Source organism: Ruegeria sp. SCP11 (assembly GCF_040329455.1).
Taxonomy (GTDB): domain Bacteria; phylum Pseudomonadota; class Alphaproteobacteria; order Rhodobacterales; family Rhodobacteraceae; genus Ruegeria; species Ruegeria atlantica_E.
Window position 1 is genome coordinate 141,544 of sequence record NZ_JBDZYG010000001.1, and the last position, 16,643, is coordinate 158,186.

General features: G+C 56.8%; 18 protein-coding genes. 14 read left to right on the forward strand and 4 right to left on the reverse strand.

What is annotated here, in order from left to right:
- Positions 1-5: 5 nt before the first annotated feature.
- The 4 genes from ABLN94_RS00720 (at position 6) to ABLN94_RS00735 (ending at position 3,203) form a co-directional block, all read left to right on the forward strand.
- The gene (locus ABLN94_RS00720) at positions 6-608 is read left to right on the forward strand and encodes a TetR/AcrR family transcriptional regulator (protein ID WP_352988222.1); all 603 of its coding nucleotides are present in this window, start codon (positions 6-8) and stop codon (positions 606-608) included.
- Positions 609-640: 32 nt separating this feature from the next.
- The gene (locus tag ABLN94_RS00725) at positions 641-1,528 is read left to right on the forward strand and encodes a helix-turn-helix transcriptional regulator (RefSeq protein ID WP_352988224.1); all 888 of its coding nucleotides are present in this window, start codon (positions 641-643) and stop codon (positions 1,526-1,528) included.
- A 129-nt stretch (positions 1,529-1,657) separates the two neighbouring features.
- Positions 1,658-2,617, forward strand: a complete 960-nt coding sequence (locus ABLN94_RS00730) for an alpha/beta hydrolase (protein WP_352988226.1) — start codon at positions 1,658-1,660, stop codon at positions 2,615-2,617.
- Positions 2,618-2,696: 79 nt separating this feature from the next.
- Complete coding sequence (locus ABLN94_RS00735; RefSeq protein ID WP_352988228.1) at positions 2,697-3,203, forward strand: nuclear transport factor 2 family protein; 507 nt, start codon at positions 2,697-2,699, stop codon at positions 3,201-3,203.
- A gap of 34 nt (positions 3,204-3,237) precedes the next feature.
- On the opposite strand, the gene ABLN94_RS00740 is transcribed toward ABLN94_RS00735, so the two are convergent.
- A complete protein-coding gene (locus ABLN94_RS00740; protein ID WP_352988230.1) occupies positions 3,238-4,131 on the reverse strand; it encodes a LysR substrate-binding domain-containing protein in 894 nt (297 codons plus the stop codon).
- Between the two features lie 131 nt (positions 4,132-4,262).
- On the opposite strand from ABLN94_RS00740, the gene ABLN94_RS00745 reads away from it, so the two are divergent.
- The 5 genes from ABLN94_RS00745 to ABLN94_RS00765 are packed head-to-tail and all read left to right on the forward strand — an operon-like array spanning position 4,263 to position 7,384.
- Positions 4,263-5,168, forward strand: coding sequence for an alpha/beta hydrolase (locus ABLN94_RS00745; protein WP_352988232.1), 906 nt, complete (start codon positions 4,263-4,265; stop codon positions 5,166-5,168).
- An 11-nt stretch (positions 5,169-5,179) separates the two neighbouring features.
- Positions 5,180-5,671: a nuclear transport factor 2 family protein gene (locus ABLN94_RS00750; protein ID WP_352988234.1), complete on the forward strand. Its 492-nt coding sequence runs from the start codon at positions 5,180-5,182 to the stop codon at positions 5,669-5,671.
- A gap of 59 nt (positions 5,672-5,730) precedes the next feature.
- A complete protein-coding gene (locus tag ABLN94_RS00755) occupies positions 5,731-6,387 on the forward strand; it encodes an SDR family NAD(P)-dependent oxidoreductase (RefSeq protein ID WP_352988236.1) in 657 nt (218 codons plus the stop codon).
- 5 nt (positions 6,388-6,392) lie between these two features.
- The gene (locus tag ABLN94_RS00760; protein ID WP_352988238.1) at positions 6,393-6,785 is read left to right on the forward strand and encodes a nuclear transport factor 2 family protein; all 393 of its coding nucleotides are present in this window, start codon (positions 6,393-6,395) and stop codon (positions 6,783-6,785) included.
- Positions 6,782-7,384, forward strand: coding sequence for an NAD(P)H-dependent oxidoreductase (locus ABLN94_RS00765; protein ID WP_352988240.1), 603 nt, complete (start codon positions 6,782-6,784; stop codon positions 7,382-7,384). The genes ABLN94_RS00760 and ABLN94_RS00765 overlap by 4 nt, the downstream gene beginning before the upstream one ends.
- A 90-nt stretch (positions 7,385-7,474) precedes the next feature.
- On the opposite strand, the gene ABLN94_RS00770 is transcribed toward ABLN94_RS00765, so the two are convergent.
- The gene (locus ABLN94_RS00770; RefSeq protein ID WP_352988242.1) at positions 7,475-8,608 is read right to left on the reverse strand and encodes an aromatic ring-hydroxylating oxygenase subunit alpha; all 1,134 of its coding nucleotides are present in this window, start codon (positions 8,606-8,608) and stop codon (positions 7,475-7,477) included.
- Complete coding sequence (locus ABLN94_RS00775) at positions 8,605-9,762, reverse strand: aromatic ring-hydroxylating oxygenase subunit alpha (RefSeq protein ID WP_352988244.1); 1,158 nt, start codon at positions 9,760-9,762, stop codon at positions 8,605-8,607. Before ABLN94_RS00775 ends, ABLN94_RS00770 begins: the two co-directional genes overlap by 4 nt.
- Before the next feature lie 132 nt (positions 9,763-9,894).
- On the opposite strand from ABLN94_RS00775, the gene ABLN94_RS00780 reads away from it, so the two are divergent.
- Positions 9,895-10,812: a LysR family transcriptional regulator gene (locus ABLN94_RS00780; protein WP_352988246.1), complete on the forward strand. Its 918-nt coding sequence runs from the start codon at positions 9,895-9,897 to the stop codon at positions 10,810-10,812.
- A gap of 150 nt (positions 10,813-10,962) precedes the next feature.
- On the opposite strand, the gene ABLN94_RS00785 is transcribed toward ABLN94_RS00780, so the two are convergent.
- Positions 10,963-13,032 (reverse strand): FAD-dependent oxidoreductase, encoded by a 2,070-nt coding sequence (locus ABLN94_RS00785; protein WP_352988248.1) that lies wholly within the window; start codon positions 13,030-13,032, stop codon positions 10,963-10,965.
- 157 nt (positions 13,033-13,189) lie between these two features.
- Here ABLN94_RS00785 and ABLN94_RS00790 point away from each other — a divergent pair, with 157 nt between their 5' ends.
- The 4 genes from ABLN94_RS00790 (at position 13,190) to ABLN94_RS00805 (ending at position 16,641) form a co-directional block, all read left to right on the forward strand.
- On the forward strand, positions 13,190-13,993 hold the full coding sequence (locus tag ABLN94_RS00790; protein ID WP_352988250.1) for a helix-turn-helix transcriptional regulator: 804 nt from the start codon (positions 13,190-13,192) through the stop codon (positions 13,991-13,993).
- 174 nt (positions 13,994-14,167) lie between these two features.
- Complete coding sequence (locus tag ABLN94_RS00795) at positions 14,168-15,448, forward strand: flavin-containing monooxygenase (protein ID WP_352988252.1); 1,281 nt, start codon at positions 14,168-14,170, stop codon at positions 15,446-15,448.
- Between the two features lie 17 nt (positions 15,449-15,465).
- Entirely contained in the window at positions 15,466-15,882 is a 417-nt protein-coding gene (locus ABLN94_RS00800) for a RidA family protein (RefSeq protein ID WP_352988254.1), read from the forward strand.
- Positions 15,883-15,966: 84 nt separating this feature from the next.
- Positions 15,967-16,641 (forward strand): DUF1028 domain-containing protein, encoded by a 675-nt coding sequence (locus ABLN94_RS00805; RefSeq protein ID WP_352988256.1) that lies wholly within the window; start codon positions 15,967-15,969, stop codon positions 16,639-16,641.
- The last annotated feature ends 2 nt before the right edge of the window (positions 16,642-16,643 follow it).

Below are 16,643 nucleotides of genomic sequence, written 5' to 3' on the forward strand. Positions count from 1 at the left end.
CTGACATGACTGAATGCAGCGCTCCAAATGCGTCCAAGTACGCTCAGATCATCGAAGCCGCCGTGGCCGAGTTCCAGGAAAAGGGCTTTGCCGCGGCCAGTATGGATCGCATCTCAGCGCAGGCCGAGGTGTCCAAACGGACGCTATATAAGTACTTTGAAAGCAAGGAAAACCTGTTCCGGTCTATTGTGATCGAACTGTCCAATCGCTTTGCTGACGTGTTCGAATGCCGCTATGAAAAAGGTCGCGATATTCGTGAGCAACTGACCGAACTCGCCTGGGCCGAGGGGCGGATTCTGATGAAGCCCGATGTAATGGCGATGGCGCGAATGATCATAAGCGAAACATTGCGCAATCCCGAACTTGCCGCCGCGGCGCAAGGTAAATTGGACAAGACCCCGATCTTTGTCGACATGCTGCGCGATGCAGCAGATGACGGTCAGCTGAGAATTGACGACCCCAATCAAGCCGGCAGCGAATTCATCGGCCTGATCAAATCGCGTGCTTTCTGGCCTCTATTGTTTTCGGGCTCGGTGCTGAGCGAGGCGGAGATGACCGAAACTATCGACAGCAGTGTTGAAATGATGATCAGCCGGTATGGTGTTTAAAGGCCAACCGAATGAACAAAGGTCGCTAACACGTGCCGCGGCTCTATAACGAGATTTACCCGTCCGCTCCTTTGCTGAACAGCGAAGGCACCTCGCACATCTCGGCGGCTGCGTTGATGTCCGTGAGATATTTTCAGGCTGAGCCTGACAGCATGCCGGAAGATGTTTTTGACGAGCACCACATTTTGCTGAATCTGCAGCCAATTCCGCATCGCGTGCAGAACATGCGCAATGGTGTGCTGAGAGATTTCACCTTTCACCTGCATGACATCATTGTCACCCCCGCAGGCACGCGGTCCGGCTGGCGGTGGTTTGCAAAGTCGAATGTCATCGTCATAACGCTTGACCCGAAAAAGGTAGAAAAATTCGCGCAGTCTGAACTGGGAATGCTATTGGAACCAAACCAGTTTGAGGATCTGCCTCAGTTTTCCGATCCCGATTTGTGTGCCGCTGGCGTGATTTTGCGGGACGCGCTTGAAAACGACGATATGTCTTCGGCCGTGATGTTCGAGGCAATGAGCCGCGTGTTTTTGGTCAAGCTCTTACAAAAATACGGGCGCCGTCGACCTGAAGATGTTGCGTTGAGTGCGCGGTTCACTTCGGCCCACTACAACAAAGTGCTGGCCTATATCCGCGCCAGGCTGGACCAGACGATAACGGTTGATGACTTGGCGGCCGAAACAGCGATGAGCAAGTCTCATTTCAACCGCGTCTTCAAAGAGACGCTGGGTACAACACCCATGCAATATGTCATGGCCTACCGGATCGAGCAGGCGACCAGAATGCTCTCAGAGCCAAACCGCAGCTTTGCCGAGATATCCGCCACATGTGGCTTTGCCGATCAGGCGCATTTCTCGCGCAGTTTCAAGAAAGTCACCGGGCAGACACCAAAAGAGTTTCGTGCGGGGAATACGCCTTGAGCCGGTTCAAACAAACTAAGCGCGATCCTTCAAAACTCAGGTTGCATGGTTCAATCAAAACCTTCGGGAGTTGGGTAGTTTCTGATCATCAGGTGAGGTTCTCACCGCATGAGATCAGGAGATACGGCAATGAACAAAACAGCCCTTGGAACCGCCGCGCTGCTTATGGCCTCGACTGCCGCAATGGCGCAGGTCGAAACGCGTACCGTGACATTTGAAAACGAAGGTGCCACGCTGTCCGGCACGCTATATCTGCCCGAAGGATATGATGGTGAGAAACTGCCCGCAGTGGTGGTCACCGGTGCCTGGACCTCTGTTCAGGAACAGATGCCCCGCGTCTATGCCGAGGAAATGGTCGAACGTGGATTTGCGGCGTTTACATTTGATTTCCGCGGTTGGGGCAAGTCCGGCGACCTGCCGCAGCATGTCCGTTTTGTAGAAAGCCCCGAGGCGAAGACGTCCGACATTCGCGCTGCGTTTGAATTCGTCGCCACTCTGCCCGAGGTCGACGTGGCGCATATCAACGGTCTGGGAATCTGTGCTTCGGCCGGATACATGGTCGACGCTGTATCGGGCAACGATCTGGTTCAGCGGATTGGCCTTGTCGCCCCGTGGCTGCAGAATGCCGAGATCGTCGAGGCAGTTTACGGCGGCGAGGAAGGTGTGTCAGGGCTGATCGAAGTCAGCCGCGCCGCCGAGGACGCTGGTGGTCAGATCATCCCTGCAGCCGGTCCTGAAGGCGCCGAAGGCGTGCTGATGCCGATTGGTGGCTACTACTACGAGCCCGAACGCGGTGCGATCCCGGAATATGACAACCAGTGGAATAATGCGGGCTGGGAGGGTTGGCTGACCTACTACCCGGCGGATAATCCCGGTCGTCTGACGCAGCCTCTGGCCGTTGTGCATTCGGAAACAGCCGCCATTCCGCAGGGTGTTCGCACCTTCCTGGAAGGCCTTGCAGGTGATGCAACGCTGAAGATGCTCGAGGATGTCACTCAGTTCGACTTCTACGACAACCCCGAAGACGTTACCCGTGCGGCGGACACGGTCGCCGCACACTTCGCCGCCGGTTCCGCGCAGGACGGTTGAGGCCGGGTTTGATCTGAACGCGTCGCCTTATGGTGACGCGCCGCACAAACAAGCATTTTCGATTTATGGGAGTAGAACGATGAAACTCTTGTCGACTGTAACAGCCGCGGCTATTGCTGCAACATCACCGGCCTTCGCGAATGACGCCGCCCAGATCAATGCCGCGATCATTGGTATCGCTGCGGGCGCCGACCGACACGACTGGGACCGCGTGCGAGATGCTTTCGCGGACGAGGTTATGTTGGATTACACCAGCCTTTGGGGCGGCGAGCCGGCCACAGCAGCGGCGGATGATGTCATTGCCCAATGGTCAGGGTTTTTGCCGGGCTTCGATGTAACCCACCACATGGTCACAAACGAAACGATCACGTCCATCGACGGCGACCAAGCCACTGCGCAGGCAGATTTTACAGCAACTCACCGGATTGGTGATGAGTTGTGGGTGCTGGGCGGCCGATACGACTATAAGCTGGCCAATGTGGACGGTGCCTGGAAGGTGTCGGCGCTGACAATGACTGCGTTGTGGGAAACCGGCTCGCGTGATCTGGTCGGGCAAGCCGCTGAACGGGCGAGCGCAGGGAACTGATCACTGCGTGCATCCGGCGCGTTCGCAAACCCGCCTATGCCTGCTGCTGCTTCTGGTGTTCCATAAACAGCCGAAGCGGCATCATCGACCGGTACTCGCGCGGGAAATAAATGAAGATGCCCGGTGTGTCAGGCAGGTACCTTTGTAGGATGGGGGAGAGCAGCCCCGACGTGACCTCATCAGCGATGTAGTCGCGGAACGTATAAACCAGGCCCAACCCGCGTTTCGCCATGTCGACCGAGGCGGGCAGGGTGTTGGTGATCAGATTGCCCTGCACCTCGACCGTGAACTCTCCGTCCTTGGCCTTGAACAACCAGGGGGCGATATGACCAGAAGACTGAAAGCGGTAGCGAACACATGTATGTTCCAGTAGATCGCGAGGGGCTTGTGGCGTGCCGTGGCGAGCCAGGTAGTCGGGGCTGGCTGCAACCGTCAGCGGGAGAGCAGGCGTCAGTCGTACGGCGACCATGTCCTGCGCGATCCTATCGCCCAGCCGGAACCCGGCGTGCAGTTCCTCGCCAAGAATATCGGACAGCGCGTCGGTCAGGGACAATTCCACCTCGACGTCGGGATAAGCTGCGCAAAAGCTGTTCAGAACGGGTGCCACGAACAGGTGATAAACAAATTCAGGCATCGCCAGCCGCAGCGTGCCGCGGGCCGCATGGCCGCTGGTACGGGCACTTTCCACGGCTTCGCTCAGTTGGTCGAAGGCGGGGCCGGCGCCACGCATCAGCGCACGGCCTGCCTCGGTCAGACTGATCGAGCGGGTCGTGCGGATGAACAAAGCAGTGCCCAATTGCTTTTCCAGCGATTTTAACTGGTGACTAACGGTCGACGGTTTCAGCGCGAGCGCTTCGGCGGCAGCGCGTAAGCTGCCATGCCGAGCGATGGCAGTGAAGATTTCCAGCGTGGCTAGGGGCAGGCGCATCAGACGAACCTCAATTTCATTATTAGATACTATACATGAAGGAAGTGAAAAAGATGGGGATTATCCGAAAATACGTATCCCCCTAAATTAACCCCAACAGACAGATGATTGACCAGTAGAGGACCAATCCCATGACTCGCATCACTCTGCAGAACACACCTGAACGCAAAGGCGTGACGTCTCGCACCGTCCGCTTCGATAGCGGCGGCAATAGCTTGGTTGGCAGGCTCTATTCTCCGGAGGAGTATGACGGCCCGCTGCCCGCCGTAATCGTTACCGGCGCATGGACTACCGTGAAAGAGCAGATGCCGGGCACATATGCTCGCGAACTGGCTGCGCGTGGATTTGCCACGCTGGCGTTTGATTTCACCGGCTGGGGCGAAAGCGAAGGCAAGCCGCGCTATGTCGAGGATCCCTTGACGAAAACCGCCGATATCCACGCCGCTGCCGCATTCCTAGCATCGCTGCCTGAGGTGGACAGCGCGCGGATTTCGGGCCTCGGAGTGTGCGCTTCATCGGGGTACATGGCCACCGCTGTTGCGGATGATGAGCGTCTGAACAAGGTCGCACTGGTTGCGCCGTGGTTGCATGATCCGAAAATGGCCGAGGACATCTATGGTGGCGCTGAGATGGCTGCCAACCTGATCGCCGCGTCCGAAGCGCCGAACTCTGCCGACACCGTGCTGCTGGGTGCGTCAACCACGGATGAAAGCGCGGTCATGTATCAGGCTCCTTACTATACCGAGGAAGATCGTGGCCTGATCCCGGCCTATGACAACAATTTCTCGGTCGCCTCGTGGAAGCCGTGGCTGACCTACGATGCGCAAGCCTCGGCGGATCGTCTGACCAAACTGATACTGATGGTGGGATCGGCTTCGATCGCGTTGCCTGCCGGTGCCGAGGCCTATGAGGCCCGAACCAAGGCGCCGCTGGAAAAGCTCTGGCTGGGTGATGACGTTACTCAGTTCGATTTCTACGACCGCAAGGATGCGGTTATGGCTGCCTCAGACGCCGTGGCCGATTTTCTTAACGCCTGAAAGGATATCCGATGAATCCCCTAATCAAAGCGGCAATTGCTGCCACGCTGGTCACCGGACATGCTGCCTCTGCAGCCTCACCCGAAGACAACATCAAGGTCGTACAGGACTTTTTCACAGCCTATGGCGCGAATGACCTAAATGGCATTGCTGCCGTCATGGACGAGAATGTGCAATGGCACATCCCGGGTCGCCACCCGCTATCGGGCACCAAGGATGGCCGTGACGAGGTGTTGGCCTTCTTCGCTCAGCTCGGCGCGGCGGGGTTTAAGGCCGAGCCGATCTATTTTGGTGCGGATGAAACCTATGTGGTCGACATTCACCGCGGCTGGTCCAATGCTGAAGGCAAACCCAATGTCGATACGATGTGGGCGCTGCTCTACCGGATCGAAGACGGCAAGATCGTCGAGGCGACTAACCTTAGTGCTGATCAAGACGCCGCGAATACGTTCTTCTGGTCGCAATACCAATTGGCCCCAGTGCCTGACCGTCTGGCTGAATAAGACGATCGCCCGAACTATTCACGCTCAGGCTCATAGCTGATCAATCTATGGAGAGGCAAATGAAACGCGCACTCGTAACTGGGGCCAACCGCGGGATCGGTCTGGCCATTGCTCAGGGTCTTGTGGACCAAGGGTTTGAGGTCTTGATGGGCTCTCGCGACCCGGATGCGGGCCGCAAGGCTGCGGACAAGGTCGGAGCAACCGCAATTCAGTTGGACGTTGCCGACCCGAGCAGTATCGCGCAGGCCGCAGAGCAAGCGGGGCCGGTGGATGTACTGATCAACAATGCCGGAATTCTGGGGTCGGGTAACCTGTTGGATGATCGTCAAGACTTTGCGGACTCGATGGCCGTTATGGTGCACGGACCGTACCTGCTTATGCACCATTTGACGCCTCATATGGTGGCGCAAAGCTATGGCCGCGTGGTCAATGTCTCCTCCGGTTGGGGTGCGTTTTCAGACGGCGTCGCGGGACCTGCCGCGTATGGCGTGGCCAAAGCGGCGCTGAATGCTCTGACCGCTGCAACCGCCCGGACCCTGCCCAATAGCGTCAAGGTCAATGCCATGTGCCCCGGGTGGGTGCGCACCCGTATGGGCGGGGCAGGCGCCACTCGCGCGCCCGAAGAGGGTGCGGATACCGCAATCTGGCTGGCCACTCTCGACACCAACGGCCCGACCGGTGGATTCTTTCGCGATCGCAAACCTATCGAATGGTAAACAACATGACGGATCACCGTATAATTCATGATTTCATAGTTGATTGGTTCGCCCGGTTTGATCGGTTGGATCCGATCGAGATGTTCTTACCCGACCTCCACCCCGGGGTGGACTGGGACATGCCCGATATTGACCGTTCGCTGCACGGTCACGACCGCGTGCGCAACTGGTACGCGGGCGTTCTGGAGACGCTCCAGCGACCGACTGAGCACCATGTCAGCAATGTCCAAATCACTGATGCTGCCGCGACATTCGAGGTGCTGTTCCGCGCCCGGACTACTTCGGGCGACACAATCGAAGCCCGCGTCCGCGAGCATTGGCGGTTCGACGTTCGGACGGACGGAAACCCGCTTATCACTTCTTATTCCGCTGAAATCCTTGAAGAGGCAAAAGTATGAAAACCCTCGTTCTGACCGCCCACCCAAATCTGGGCAAATCCCGTATAAATCGCGCATGGTTCGACGCCCTGTCCGATGCCGAGACCGTTACCACGCGGGATCTGACGGCTATCGGCGGAGAAACGTTCCAGTTCGACGTGCAGGCCGAGCACGAGTTGCTGCTGGCCCATGACCGGATCGTGTTCCAGTTCCCGTTTTATTGGTACTCGGCGCCGCCGGTGCTGAAGGCGTGGATGGACCAGGTGCTGACTTATGGCTTTGCCTACGGTCCGGGCGGCGACAAACTGGCGGGTCGTGAGTTTCTGCTGTTGGTCTCAACAGGTGGCCCGGCTGACAGCTATCACGCCGGAGGGTACAACAACTTCTCGATGGCCGAATTCCTGAAGCCATATCAGCAGACTGCGCTTCTTGCGGGCATGACCTATCTGCGCCCCTACGTGGCCCACGGCATGGCGGTGGCGACCGAAGCTCAGATCGAGGCTTCGATCCCGGACATGCTTGCGCATCTGACCGACCCCGAGCTGGACCCAAAGGTCAAACAGGCACGACTTCTGAAAGAGTTGGAGAACGACCCAGCCAAGGCCGCCGCGGTTAGCTGATTGGCAGCGGGTGTGCCGGCGTTTTGACACCCATTTGTACTGCAACCGGATCATTGCTAACCGGTTGCAGCCTGATCTTTCTCAACTATTTCAAACGGGATACTGCCGCGACAAGTAGCGGTAAAAATCCCAGATGGTTCCTTCATAGTCGCTCGGCGCGAGATGGCCGGAGGGCGCGTGGCGGGAGCTGAGCGCCAATTGCATTTTTTCCAGTTTCTCGCGGTCTTCGCGGTTCACCTCGTGCCATAGCGCGATGCGTTCTTCCAACTCGTCCTGCGTCAACTCATTTTCATACGTAGACAAAGTCCAACGCACACGGATGCAGTCCACTGACAATGGTTTGATCGAGAGTGAAACCAGCAGGGTCGCGGCCTGGCTGGCCACCTGAGCAGGGAACACGTTGAACAAAGTGGAACGACGTCGTTCGTCTTCGGTCAGGCCGGGTGCCCCCACGCCTCTGGCTTCGGCGCTTGACGGGTAATTCGCGCAATAGGCGGTGAATGTATCGTCAGACAATGCCTTTCGGCTTAGGCCCGTCGGCGTATAGTGATGCAGCGTTTCCGGATGTACAACCGACAGGTGGTACGCTTCCATGAAATTCTCGACAAGACACTTCCAGTTCGTGTGCCAGTCTTCTTCAAAGGTCGCGACGTGGCGCATCCTGTCTGTTTCGTAATTGCCAAGCAGTACTTCGAGCTGCTCCAGGCGCGGCGCAAGCGGTTCCGCGTCATCGTCGATATTGGCGTAGATAAACCCGTTCCACTCTTCACAGCGGAACTCCGGCAATGCGCAGCTGCCTTTCGTTACACCCTTGTCGCGCATGCGTGGGGCGTTCAGCAATTCTCCGTCCCGGGCATAACTCCAGGCATGGTAACTGCAAACAAACTTGCGCGTTGATCCTGATCCTTCGGCAATCGGCATGCCCCTATGACGGCAGAGGTTCGACAGAACCCTGATCTGTTCGTCATCACCGCGGACCACCAGCAAAGGTTCATCAAATAGCTGAGCCGTAAAATAGTCACCGGGCTGAGGAATCTCGTCGGCGCGGCCCAGACAATGCCATTCCTTGCTCAGAAATGTTCTTACTTCCAGATCGAAGAACTCGGGGTCCGTATAAAACCATCCAGGCAAACACTGAGCCTCAGCTTCGGGCAAGGCCGCGACCTGATGGAGCGTTTCGACCATTTCGGCGACCCGCTGCTTTTGGATCAGTTGCATTTTCATCTCGTTGCCTCCTGCTCGAAGACGCGATTGAAACCGGCTGTTTTCTCGGCCAGATACTGCGTGAAATCATAAATCGGTCTTTCAAGGTAAGACAGATGCCCGGGCCGTGCGGCCCCCGAATTCAAACCTTTGAACACCTTCTCGGTGCAGTCGCGATCTTCCACGTTCACATCGTCGAGTAGCTTCTTCAGCGTGGCGACATACTCCTCCGCCTTCGGGTCGGCCATGAATTCGGGTGAAAGGCCACCGCCATAAATAATCGAAACCTGCCCGGTACCTTTCGGGTGCAACGACAGGTACCAGAAATAACCGGGCGTCAACGTGATCAGATGGCTTGGATAGAGCGTCAGCAGTGCGGTGGTTTTGCGCCAATCGCCTTCCAGCCGTGTGTTGTCCGGATGCGCGTTGCCCATCGGCAGCGACGCCTCTTTGGTGATCCAGTGATAGTTGAAGTTTCTGAGCCCGGGCGGGCAATCCATTTCTTCCAGTTTGGAATGACCGCCTACCGTCTCTGCATGGCAAACTGGCAGATGGTAGCTCTCCATAAAATTCTCTGCCAGAACCTTCCAGTTCGTGTCCCAGACATGGGTCTCGCGGAAGCACTCCACATAGGTCTCCATGCCGTATTGCGAGATCATGCTCTCCAGTTCGGAAAACTGCTGGGTCACAGGGGCGGAGTCCGGGTTCAGGGTCACATAGATCCAACCCAACCATTCCTCACAGCGAATCTTCGGGAGCTTGTAGCTTTCCTTGCAAAACCCAGTCGTCTCTTTCATGAACGGCGCGCCGCGCAGGTTACCCTCAAGATCGTAGGTCCAGGCGTGATAGGGGCATACCAGAACGCGGGCGTTTCCTTCACCCTCCACGATCGTGGACATGCGGTGGAGGCAGACGTTCGAGAATGCTCGCAGTTCACCTGATCTGTCCCGTAGCACGACGATGGGTTGTCCCGCTATTTCCAGCGAGATGTAATCGCCAACATTCGCCAGACGACTGGACCGTCCGACACAGACCCAGTCTTTGCCAAAGACATGGTCCAACTCGCTGCGCAGAAAATCCTCGCTCGTGTAGACAGAAGGCGGCATGGCAACCGCGTTTTCTATCGGACGATGCGCGGCATCTAGCAGTTCGGTAACGGCCTGGTCTAACGACATGGGTAGCTCCTCAATCATGCGGTGACACCGACCAGCAGGCAGATTCCTCCTGTCTCGCTCGGGTATTTTTAAGTTGCACCTATAATGAGAAATATAAAAACTTAAAAAATGTTACATCGAGAGAGGTAAAGTATGGTTCGCTTCACTTTGCGCCAATGCACCTATTTTCGAACCGTCGCCGAGTGCGGTGGAATTGCTCAGGCCGCGCGGGTCTTGAATATTTCGCAGCCATCCGTGGCGCAGGCGATTCAAAAGCTTGAGGACGTAACAGGTCTGATCCTGTTCGACCGCCACCATGCTCGTGGATTGACGCTTACACTTCAAGGGCGGTTGTTTTTAGAACATGTTCTGGAATTGGAAGCGCAGGCAGAGCATGTCGATATTCAAGCCAAAGCTTTGGTGTCGGAAACTGCAGGTGAGCTGCGTCTTGGTGCGTTCAAGACCCTTGCGCCGTTTTTTCTGCCGACGCTCATTCGGGACTTTCAGCATACATTTCCGGGTGTCAGCATATATCAAACAGAATACGGGCTCGCCGCTCTCGGCGACGCGCTGCGGAATGGTGAAATCGACCTGGCGCTGACATACGACCGGGGGTGGTCATTGGAAGGTCTGAAAGTCGTCGACCTGACTGCCCTGCAACCAAAGGTGATAATTTCGTCGAACCACCCACTGGCGCAGAGCGAATATGTTCGATTGTCCGATTTGCAGGATATCCCCTATGTCATGTTCGACGGGCCCGGAAGCCGCGTTTATTTCGAAGACTTATTGGCCGAGACCGCCCTCTATCCAGAGATAGCCTATACCTCAAACTCGCTTGAGACAGTGCGCAGCGCCGTATCCGAAGGGTTCGGTTTTTCTTTTCTGATCATGGTGCCTGAGGCGGCGGCGACGTATAGCGGCGGTACTGTGAAAGCCCTCAAATTGGTCGAGACGCTCCGGCCGTTGAACGTTGTTCTGGCCTATCATGAAGATCGTCAGGGCAAGTTTATCAACGGATTTCAAGGCCTTGCTCAGACGCATTTTAAAAGGTTGTCGGAGAGAACAGGCTGATCGGTCAATTTGACCTTATTCTTCCGGTGCGGGTCACACTCTGTCTTAAATTCAAATAACGGGCTACCGACTACGGCAGAGGTTTTAGGTAGCCCGAATATCAAAGGCGGTGGAGTTCAAGCTCAACCGCCTTTGACCGATTTAAGTGGTTCAATCCATTGCCAGTTCCGTAATTTCCCGACGGAAGGGCAGGCTGTCGCCGATGTCCGGGCCGTCGAGCTCGCGCGCATACCGATGACCGGCGTATGTTGCCCAGGCTATAGGGCCGGGTGCGTTGGCGTCCCCAATCAATTTAACGGATTTGATACCAGCATCGGCCCATTCCGCCTCTTTCGCCTTCAAAGCGTTAAACACAGCGTTGTTTTCCAACCGTGATGCCACCATCACAACCGCGTCCGCCTCGATCTTCCAGGTGCGGTCAGTATAGACACAGTTCGACACCACATGATCAGAATGAATCTCGGTCACACCCTGATTGAGCACGATCTCGACCCCTGCGTCCACCAGACGTGGGTGAATGGCGATCTGTTCAAGCGTGTTGTTCGTCCAATCACTGACATAAGCCGAGGGCGTCACCAGCGTCACTTGCGCACCGTTTTTTGCTAGCAGCTCGGCCACAACGCCGCCCATGTAATAGTGATCGTCATCATACACCACGACACGCCCGGTCGGTATGGTTCCATCCATCAGATCGTCGGGGGTATAGACCTTGGCCCCCTCGGCGATGGGCATTGGAACCACGTGCTGACGGGCCACACCATCGCGGCGCCAGGTTGCACCTGTGGCGATGCAGACGTTTTCAAACCCAAACTCAAGAATGCTATCGGCGTCCAGTTCGCTTTCGCGATAGATTTCGACATTCGGACGCTGGCTGAGCTGATAGTCCCGGTAGTCCACAACACGCCCCCAAGCCGACAGGCCCGGCAGTTGGCGCTCGCGGGTAACACGCCCGCCGATCACGTCACGCGCTTCGGCCACTGCCACGTCATAGCCTCGGCGGCACAAGGCCCAGGCCGCTTCAAGTCCCGCCGGACCGGAGCCGACGATCAGCACGTTAGAGCTTCCGCCTTTCTGGTTCATCTTCTCGGGATGCCAGCCTTTGCGCCACTCTTCCATGAAGGTCGGGTTCTGCGTACAGCGACTGATCGACATTGTCATGTCGCCGGTGATGCAGATGTTGCAGCCGATGCACTCGCGAATGTCTTCGATTCGACCTTCCTCGATCTTTTTCGGCAGGAACGGGTCAGCGATGGACGGACGGGCACAACCGATGAAATCCAAAGTGCCCGACTTGATCATTTTGGCCATAACGTCGGGCGAAGTGAACCGACCAACGCCGACAATAGGTTTGTCGGTCAACTCGTGGATGCCACGCACCAGCTGTTCCTGCGCGGCCTCTTCCTTGAAACGCGAGGGGCCTGAACAATCCTCCCACGTCCCTTGCGCGAGGTCCCAAAGATCGGGCAGATCTTTGTTCATCTCAATGTAGTCGCGTACTTCTGTGTTCGAAAAACCAAGCTCTCCGATCGTTTCGTCGAGGCTGACCCGTAGGGTGATCGCCATCGTATCCCCGACAGCGTCGCGCATGTCGGCGATGACTTCTTGGCTGAATCGTGCGCGGTTTTCCAGAGAACCGCCATATTCGTCGCTGCGCTGATTGGTGGCGCGGCTGAGGAAGTGCTGGAAAATGCCGAACCCATGCGCTCCATAGAGGCAGATCAGATCAAACCCGGCCTCTTTCGACCGTTTTGCAGCGTTCACGAACCAACGGCGCAGGTCCTTGATATCCTGCTTGTCCAGCGCCCGCGCCTGCACAGGATCGTTGGTAAAGGTCCGGATCGGCAGCGCCGAGGGGGCAAGCGGCACTTCCTTTGTGTACAGGTTCGGACCGTTGATCCCGGAGTAAGCCAACTGAATTCCGGCCAAAGCGCCATGCGTCTTCATCCGCTCAGACATTTTACGCAGTTGCGGGATGTCTTTGTCTTCCCACAGGCGCAGTTCGATGAAGGGTGTGATTTCCGACGTGTGGTGCATCTCGCATTGCTCGGTGAAGATAACTCCCCATCCGCCTTCAGCCTTGATGCCCCGCATCGCGGCCGCTGCCGAAGGATCCCGATATCCGCCACCATTGCAATGAGGCACCTGATAAAACCGGTTTTTGGCGGTGTGAGGGCCGATTTTCATCGGTTCGAACAGAATGTCATAGCGTGGGTCGCGCATTGCTGGATCTCCCTTGGGGCTCTGGCAGTTTCGACCTTTTCTGGTCGCTCGTCTGATGATCTGAGGGGTTTTGAGATCAGATATACCCCTCTATATTGCCCATAATTAGTAGGCACTCTTGATTGGGGGGTATATACCCCCAAGGAGGTATGAGGGCATGAATCAGATTCCCGAACCCAACCTATTGGCAGATGCTATTGAGGCCATCGGGACTTCTGAGTTCGCGCAACGGCTTCATCGATGGCTCAGTGCCTCGTTGCACTTTGACAATGTGACGATTCTCGCGTTTTTCGACAAACAGCAGCCAGAAGTCTTTTTGGCCCACTCCGTTGAGCGGCGTGTGTTCGAACGTATGAACAGCCACTATGTGACCGGAGCTTATCTGCTGGATCCTTTTTACGCCCTCCACACCAACCGAGTGGCAGAAGGGATGTACCGTTTGACTGATATCGCGCCGGATCAGTTTCAGCGGAATGAATACTATAAGTCGTACTACCAACGTACCACGCTGGCTGACGAGGTGGCATTTTTCTCGTGGCCTTCGCAGGATGTTTCGATGACGGTTTGTATCGGGCGCGACGCTACGACCGGATCAAAGTTTTCGTCGCGTGACCTGAAGCAGGCAAAACACGTGGTCCCAATCGTGAATGCGCTAGTAAGGCAGAACTGGGCGGGGATCAGTCCGCGCGGCCAAGACGCGTCGGAAGACGTCGTTGACCAGTTAAGGCAACGCCTGACCTCGGAACTGGGCATCGGTCTGAGCGCCAGGCAGGCCGAGATCGCAATATTGATTTTGCAGGGCCATTCGTCGGTTTCCATTGGTCTTACGCTGGGGATCAGCTCTCAGACCGTGAAGGTAATTCGCAAGCAGCTCTACAAGAAATGCCGGATCTCCTCACAGGGTGAGCTCTATTATCTGATCGCGCCGTATTTGTCCGAGCAAGGGCAGACAAAGGGTTAAGCCAAACAGATTAGCTAAAGCCTAATTAGGGGTAAGTCAGACAATAATTTCGTCGGATTTCAACTTGTGGGAACTTGCTGGTGAAACACGCGGGGCGTGCTGGAGCGGAACAGCACGACGCAGCATTCTTTGACCTTTCAGGTCGGATCAGGACGCAACAAAGGAAACCGATACATGCCCATTGAAAAAACCGACACGCTTGTTGTTGGCGGTGGACAGGCCGGCATCGCGCTGAGTGAACACTTGGGAAACAACGATGTTCCTCACATCATTCTTGAGAAGAACCGGACTGCCGAAGCTTGGCGAACTGGTCGCTGGGACGCTTTGGTCGCGAATGGTCCGGCCTGGCACGATCGGTTCCCAAGCTTGCTGTTCAACGGTGATGACCCGGATGCATTCGTATCGAAAGACCGCGTGGCCGAGTATCTGGTCGAATACGCCGAGATGGTGAACGCCCCGATCCGTGAAGGGGTTGAGGCGCTCAAGGCCGAACGTCTGCCGGGCGAAGGCGGCTTCCTCGTTCAAACTACAGCCGGTGAAATCCAGGCCAAACGCATCGTGGCCGCCACGGGCGCATTTCAGCACCCGGTCATTCCTCCGATCGTGCCGGAAACTGCGGGTGTCGATCAGATTCATTCCTTCTACTACAAGAACCCCGATCAGTTGGCCGAAGGGGCCGTGATGGTTGTCGGCGCCGGGTCATCCGGTGCGCAAATCGCGGATGAACTAAACCGCGCAGGCCGCAAAGTGTTTCTGTCCGTTGGCCCGCACGACCGCCCACCGCGCCGCTATCGTGGCCGTGATTTTGTGTGGTGGCTGGGTGTTCTGGGCTTGTGGGACGTGGCCGCGATGAAACCGGGGACCGAGCATGTGACTATCTCGGTCAGCGGGGCCTATGGCGGTCACACTATGGACTTCCGCCGCATCGGGAACGAGGGTGTCACGCTTGTCGGAATGACCAAAAGCTTTGACAACGGTGTCCTCAGTTTTGCTGATGATCTGCAGCGCAATGTGGCGGCAGGCGACGCCAACTATCATGAGATGCTGGATTTGGCAGACGCCTATGTGCAACGCACGGGCATCGAACTGCCGGAAGAACCCGAAGCGCGCGAGGCGTTTGCCGACCCCGAGAGCCTGACCAACCCACTGGCCTCGGTTGATTTTGCCAAGGAAGGTATCTCCACGATCATCTGGGCGACCGGTTTCCGTCAGGACTTTAGCTGGATCAAGGCGGATGCGTTCGACGAAAAAGGCGCGCCGATCCATCAGCGCGGCGTATCCGTTGAACCTGATGTGTATTTCCTTGGCCTTCCGTGGCAGTCACGCCGTGGTTCGACCTTCCTTTGGGGCGTGTGGCACGACGCGAAATACATCGCCGATCAGATCGCGATTCAGCGCGCCTATGCCGATTATGACGGCACCGCTGCCATCGTCTCCACCGCCGCAGCAGAATAATCAAACAGGAACTCGAAATGGCGCATACACGCATCCGCAAGTTCAACACCAAAGAGACGTACCCCGAGCAAAACCTCGACAACGACTTGTGTCAGGCCGTTGTCACTCAGGGGGGGAAGACTGTTTATCTGCGCGGCCAGTGCCCTCAAAACCTGGACGATGCGGTCAATATCAACAGCCATGATCCGGTCGAACAAACCCACAAGGTGATGCAGAATATCCAGCAGCTGATCGAAGAATGCGGCGGCTCGATGGAGCATCTGGTAAAAGTAGTCGTCTATATCACCGACGTTCGCCATCGCGAGGCGGTCTACCGCACCATGGGCGAGTATATCAAAGGTGTGCATCCGGTCTCGACCGGGTTGGTCGTTCAGGCGTTGGCACGACCGGAATGGCTGGTTGAAATCGATGGCACTGCTGTCATTCCCGACTGATCTTGCCGATCATTTCTGGAAACCGGGTCGCGCTGAAACGCTCTCACCCCGCGCGACCCGGTCTTTGTCTTTAAGGAGGTCCGAATGACATTTTCTTTGGTTGCTCGCTGCGCCGAAACAGGCATGTTCGGTCTGGCGATTTCGTCTTCGTCGCCGGCAGTGGCAGCCCGCTGCTCGTTTGCTCGCGCCGGTGTAGGGGCGGTCGCTTCACAGAACGTGACAGATCCCAGCCTCGGACCGCTGACGCTGGACCTGATGGAGCAGGGTAAGGCCGCGCCTGAGGCCATTGAAGAGATGAAGGCTCGAGCGAAGTTCATTGAATACCGTCAGGTTCTGGCGGTGGATACCGCCGGGCGTACGGCAATCCATTCCGGCCCCAACTCTTTGGGCATCTGGACACAGGCGCAGGCTGAGAATGTCGCCTCGGGCGGCAATCTTCTGGCCAACGAGGGTATTCCGCAAGCTATAGTTGACGGTTTCCTGTCCGCCTCGGGCCATGTCGGCGATCGCTTGATCGCGGCCATGCGTGCTGGGCTGGCCGCAGGCGGCGAGGCAGGGCCGGTGCATTCGGCGGGCATGAAAATTGTCGACAAGGTCAGTTGGCCGGTAGCCGATCTGCGTTGCGACTGGACCGAGGATTGTCCGATTGAAGCCATCGCAACCGCTTGGGACATTTATAAGCCACAGTTGGACGCTTACATCCAGCGCGCGCTCGACCCGCGCGAAGCGCCTTCTTACGGCGTACCCGGCGACGAATAAGC

Excerpts from the sequence above, each read along its gene's own strand:
- ABLN94_RS00720 (WP_352988222.1), top strand. The coding sequence starts at position 6 with ATGACTGAATGCAGCGCTCCAAATGCGTCCAAGTACGCTCAGATCATC.
- ABLN94_RS00730 (WP_352988226.1), top strand. The coding sequence starts at position 1,658 with ATGAACAAAACAGCCCTTGGAACCGCCGCGCTGCTTATGGCCTCGACT.
- ABLN94_RS00735 (WP_352988228.1), top strand. The coding sequence starts at position 2,697 with ATGAAACTCTTGTCGACTGTAACAGCCGCGGCTATTGCTGCAACATCA.
- ABLN94_RS00740 (WP_352988230.1), bottom strand. The coding sequence starts at position 4,131 with ATGCGCCTGCCCCTAGCCACGCTGGAAATCTTCACTGCCATCGCTCGG.
- ABLN94_RS00745 (WP_352988232.1), top strand. The coding sequence starts at position 4,263 with ATGACTCGCATCACTCTGCAGAACACACCTGAACGCAAAGGCGTGACG.
- ABLN94_RS00750 (WP_352988234.1), top strand. The coding sequence starts at position 5,180 with ATGAATCCCCTAATCAAAGCGGCAATTGCTGCCACGCTGGTCACCGGA.
- ABLN94_RS00755 (WP_352988236.1), top strand. The coding sequence starts at position 5,731 with ATGAAACGCGCACTCGTAACTGGGGCCAACCGCGGGATCGGTCTGGCC.
- ABLN94_RS00760 (WP_352988238.1), top strand. The coding sequence starts at position 6,393 with ATGACGGATCACCGTATAATTCATGATTTCATAGTTGATTGGTTCGCC.
- ABLN94_RS00765 (WP_352988240.1), top strand. The coding sequence starts at position 6,782 with ATGAAAACCCTCGTTCTGACCGCCCACCCAAATCTGGGCAAATCCCGT.
- ABLN94_RS00770 (WP_352988242.1), bottom strand. The coding sequence starts at position 8,608 with ATGAAAATGCAACTGATCCAAAAGCAGCGGGTCGCCGAAATGGTCGAA.
- ABLN94_RS00775 (WP_352988244.1), bottom strand. The coding sequence starts at position 9,762 with ATGTCGTTAGACCAGGCCGTTACCGAACTGCTAGATGCCGCGCATCGT.
- ABLN94_RS00780 (WP_352988246.1), top strand. The coding sequence starts at position 9,895 with ATGGTTCGCTTCACTTTGCGCCAATGCACCTATTTTCGAACCGTCGCC.
- ABLN94_RS00785 (WP_352988248.1), bottom strand. The coding sequence starts at position 13,032 with ATGCGCGACCCACGCTATGACATTCTGTTCGAACCGATGAAAATCGGC.
- ABLN94_RS00790 (WP_352988250.1), top strand. The coding sequence starts at position 13,190 with ATGAATCAGATTCCCGAACCCAACCTATTGGCAGATGCTATTGAGGCC.
- ABLN94_RS00795 (WP_352988252.1), top strand. The coding sequence starts at position 14,168 with ATGCCCATTGAAAAAACCGACACGCTTGTTGTTGGCGGTGGACAGGCC.
- ABLN94_RS00800 (WP_352988254.1), top strand. The coding sequence starts at position 15,466 with ATGGCGCATACACGCATCCGCAAGTTCAACACCAAAGAGACGTACCCC.
- ABLN94_RS00805 (WP_352988256.1), top strand. The coding sequence starts at position 15,967 with ATGACATTTTCTTTGGTTGCTCGCTGCGCCGAAACAGGCATGTTCGGT.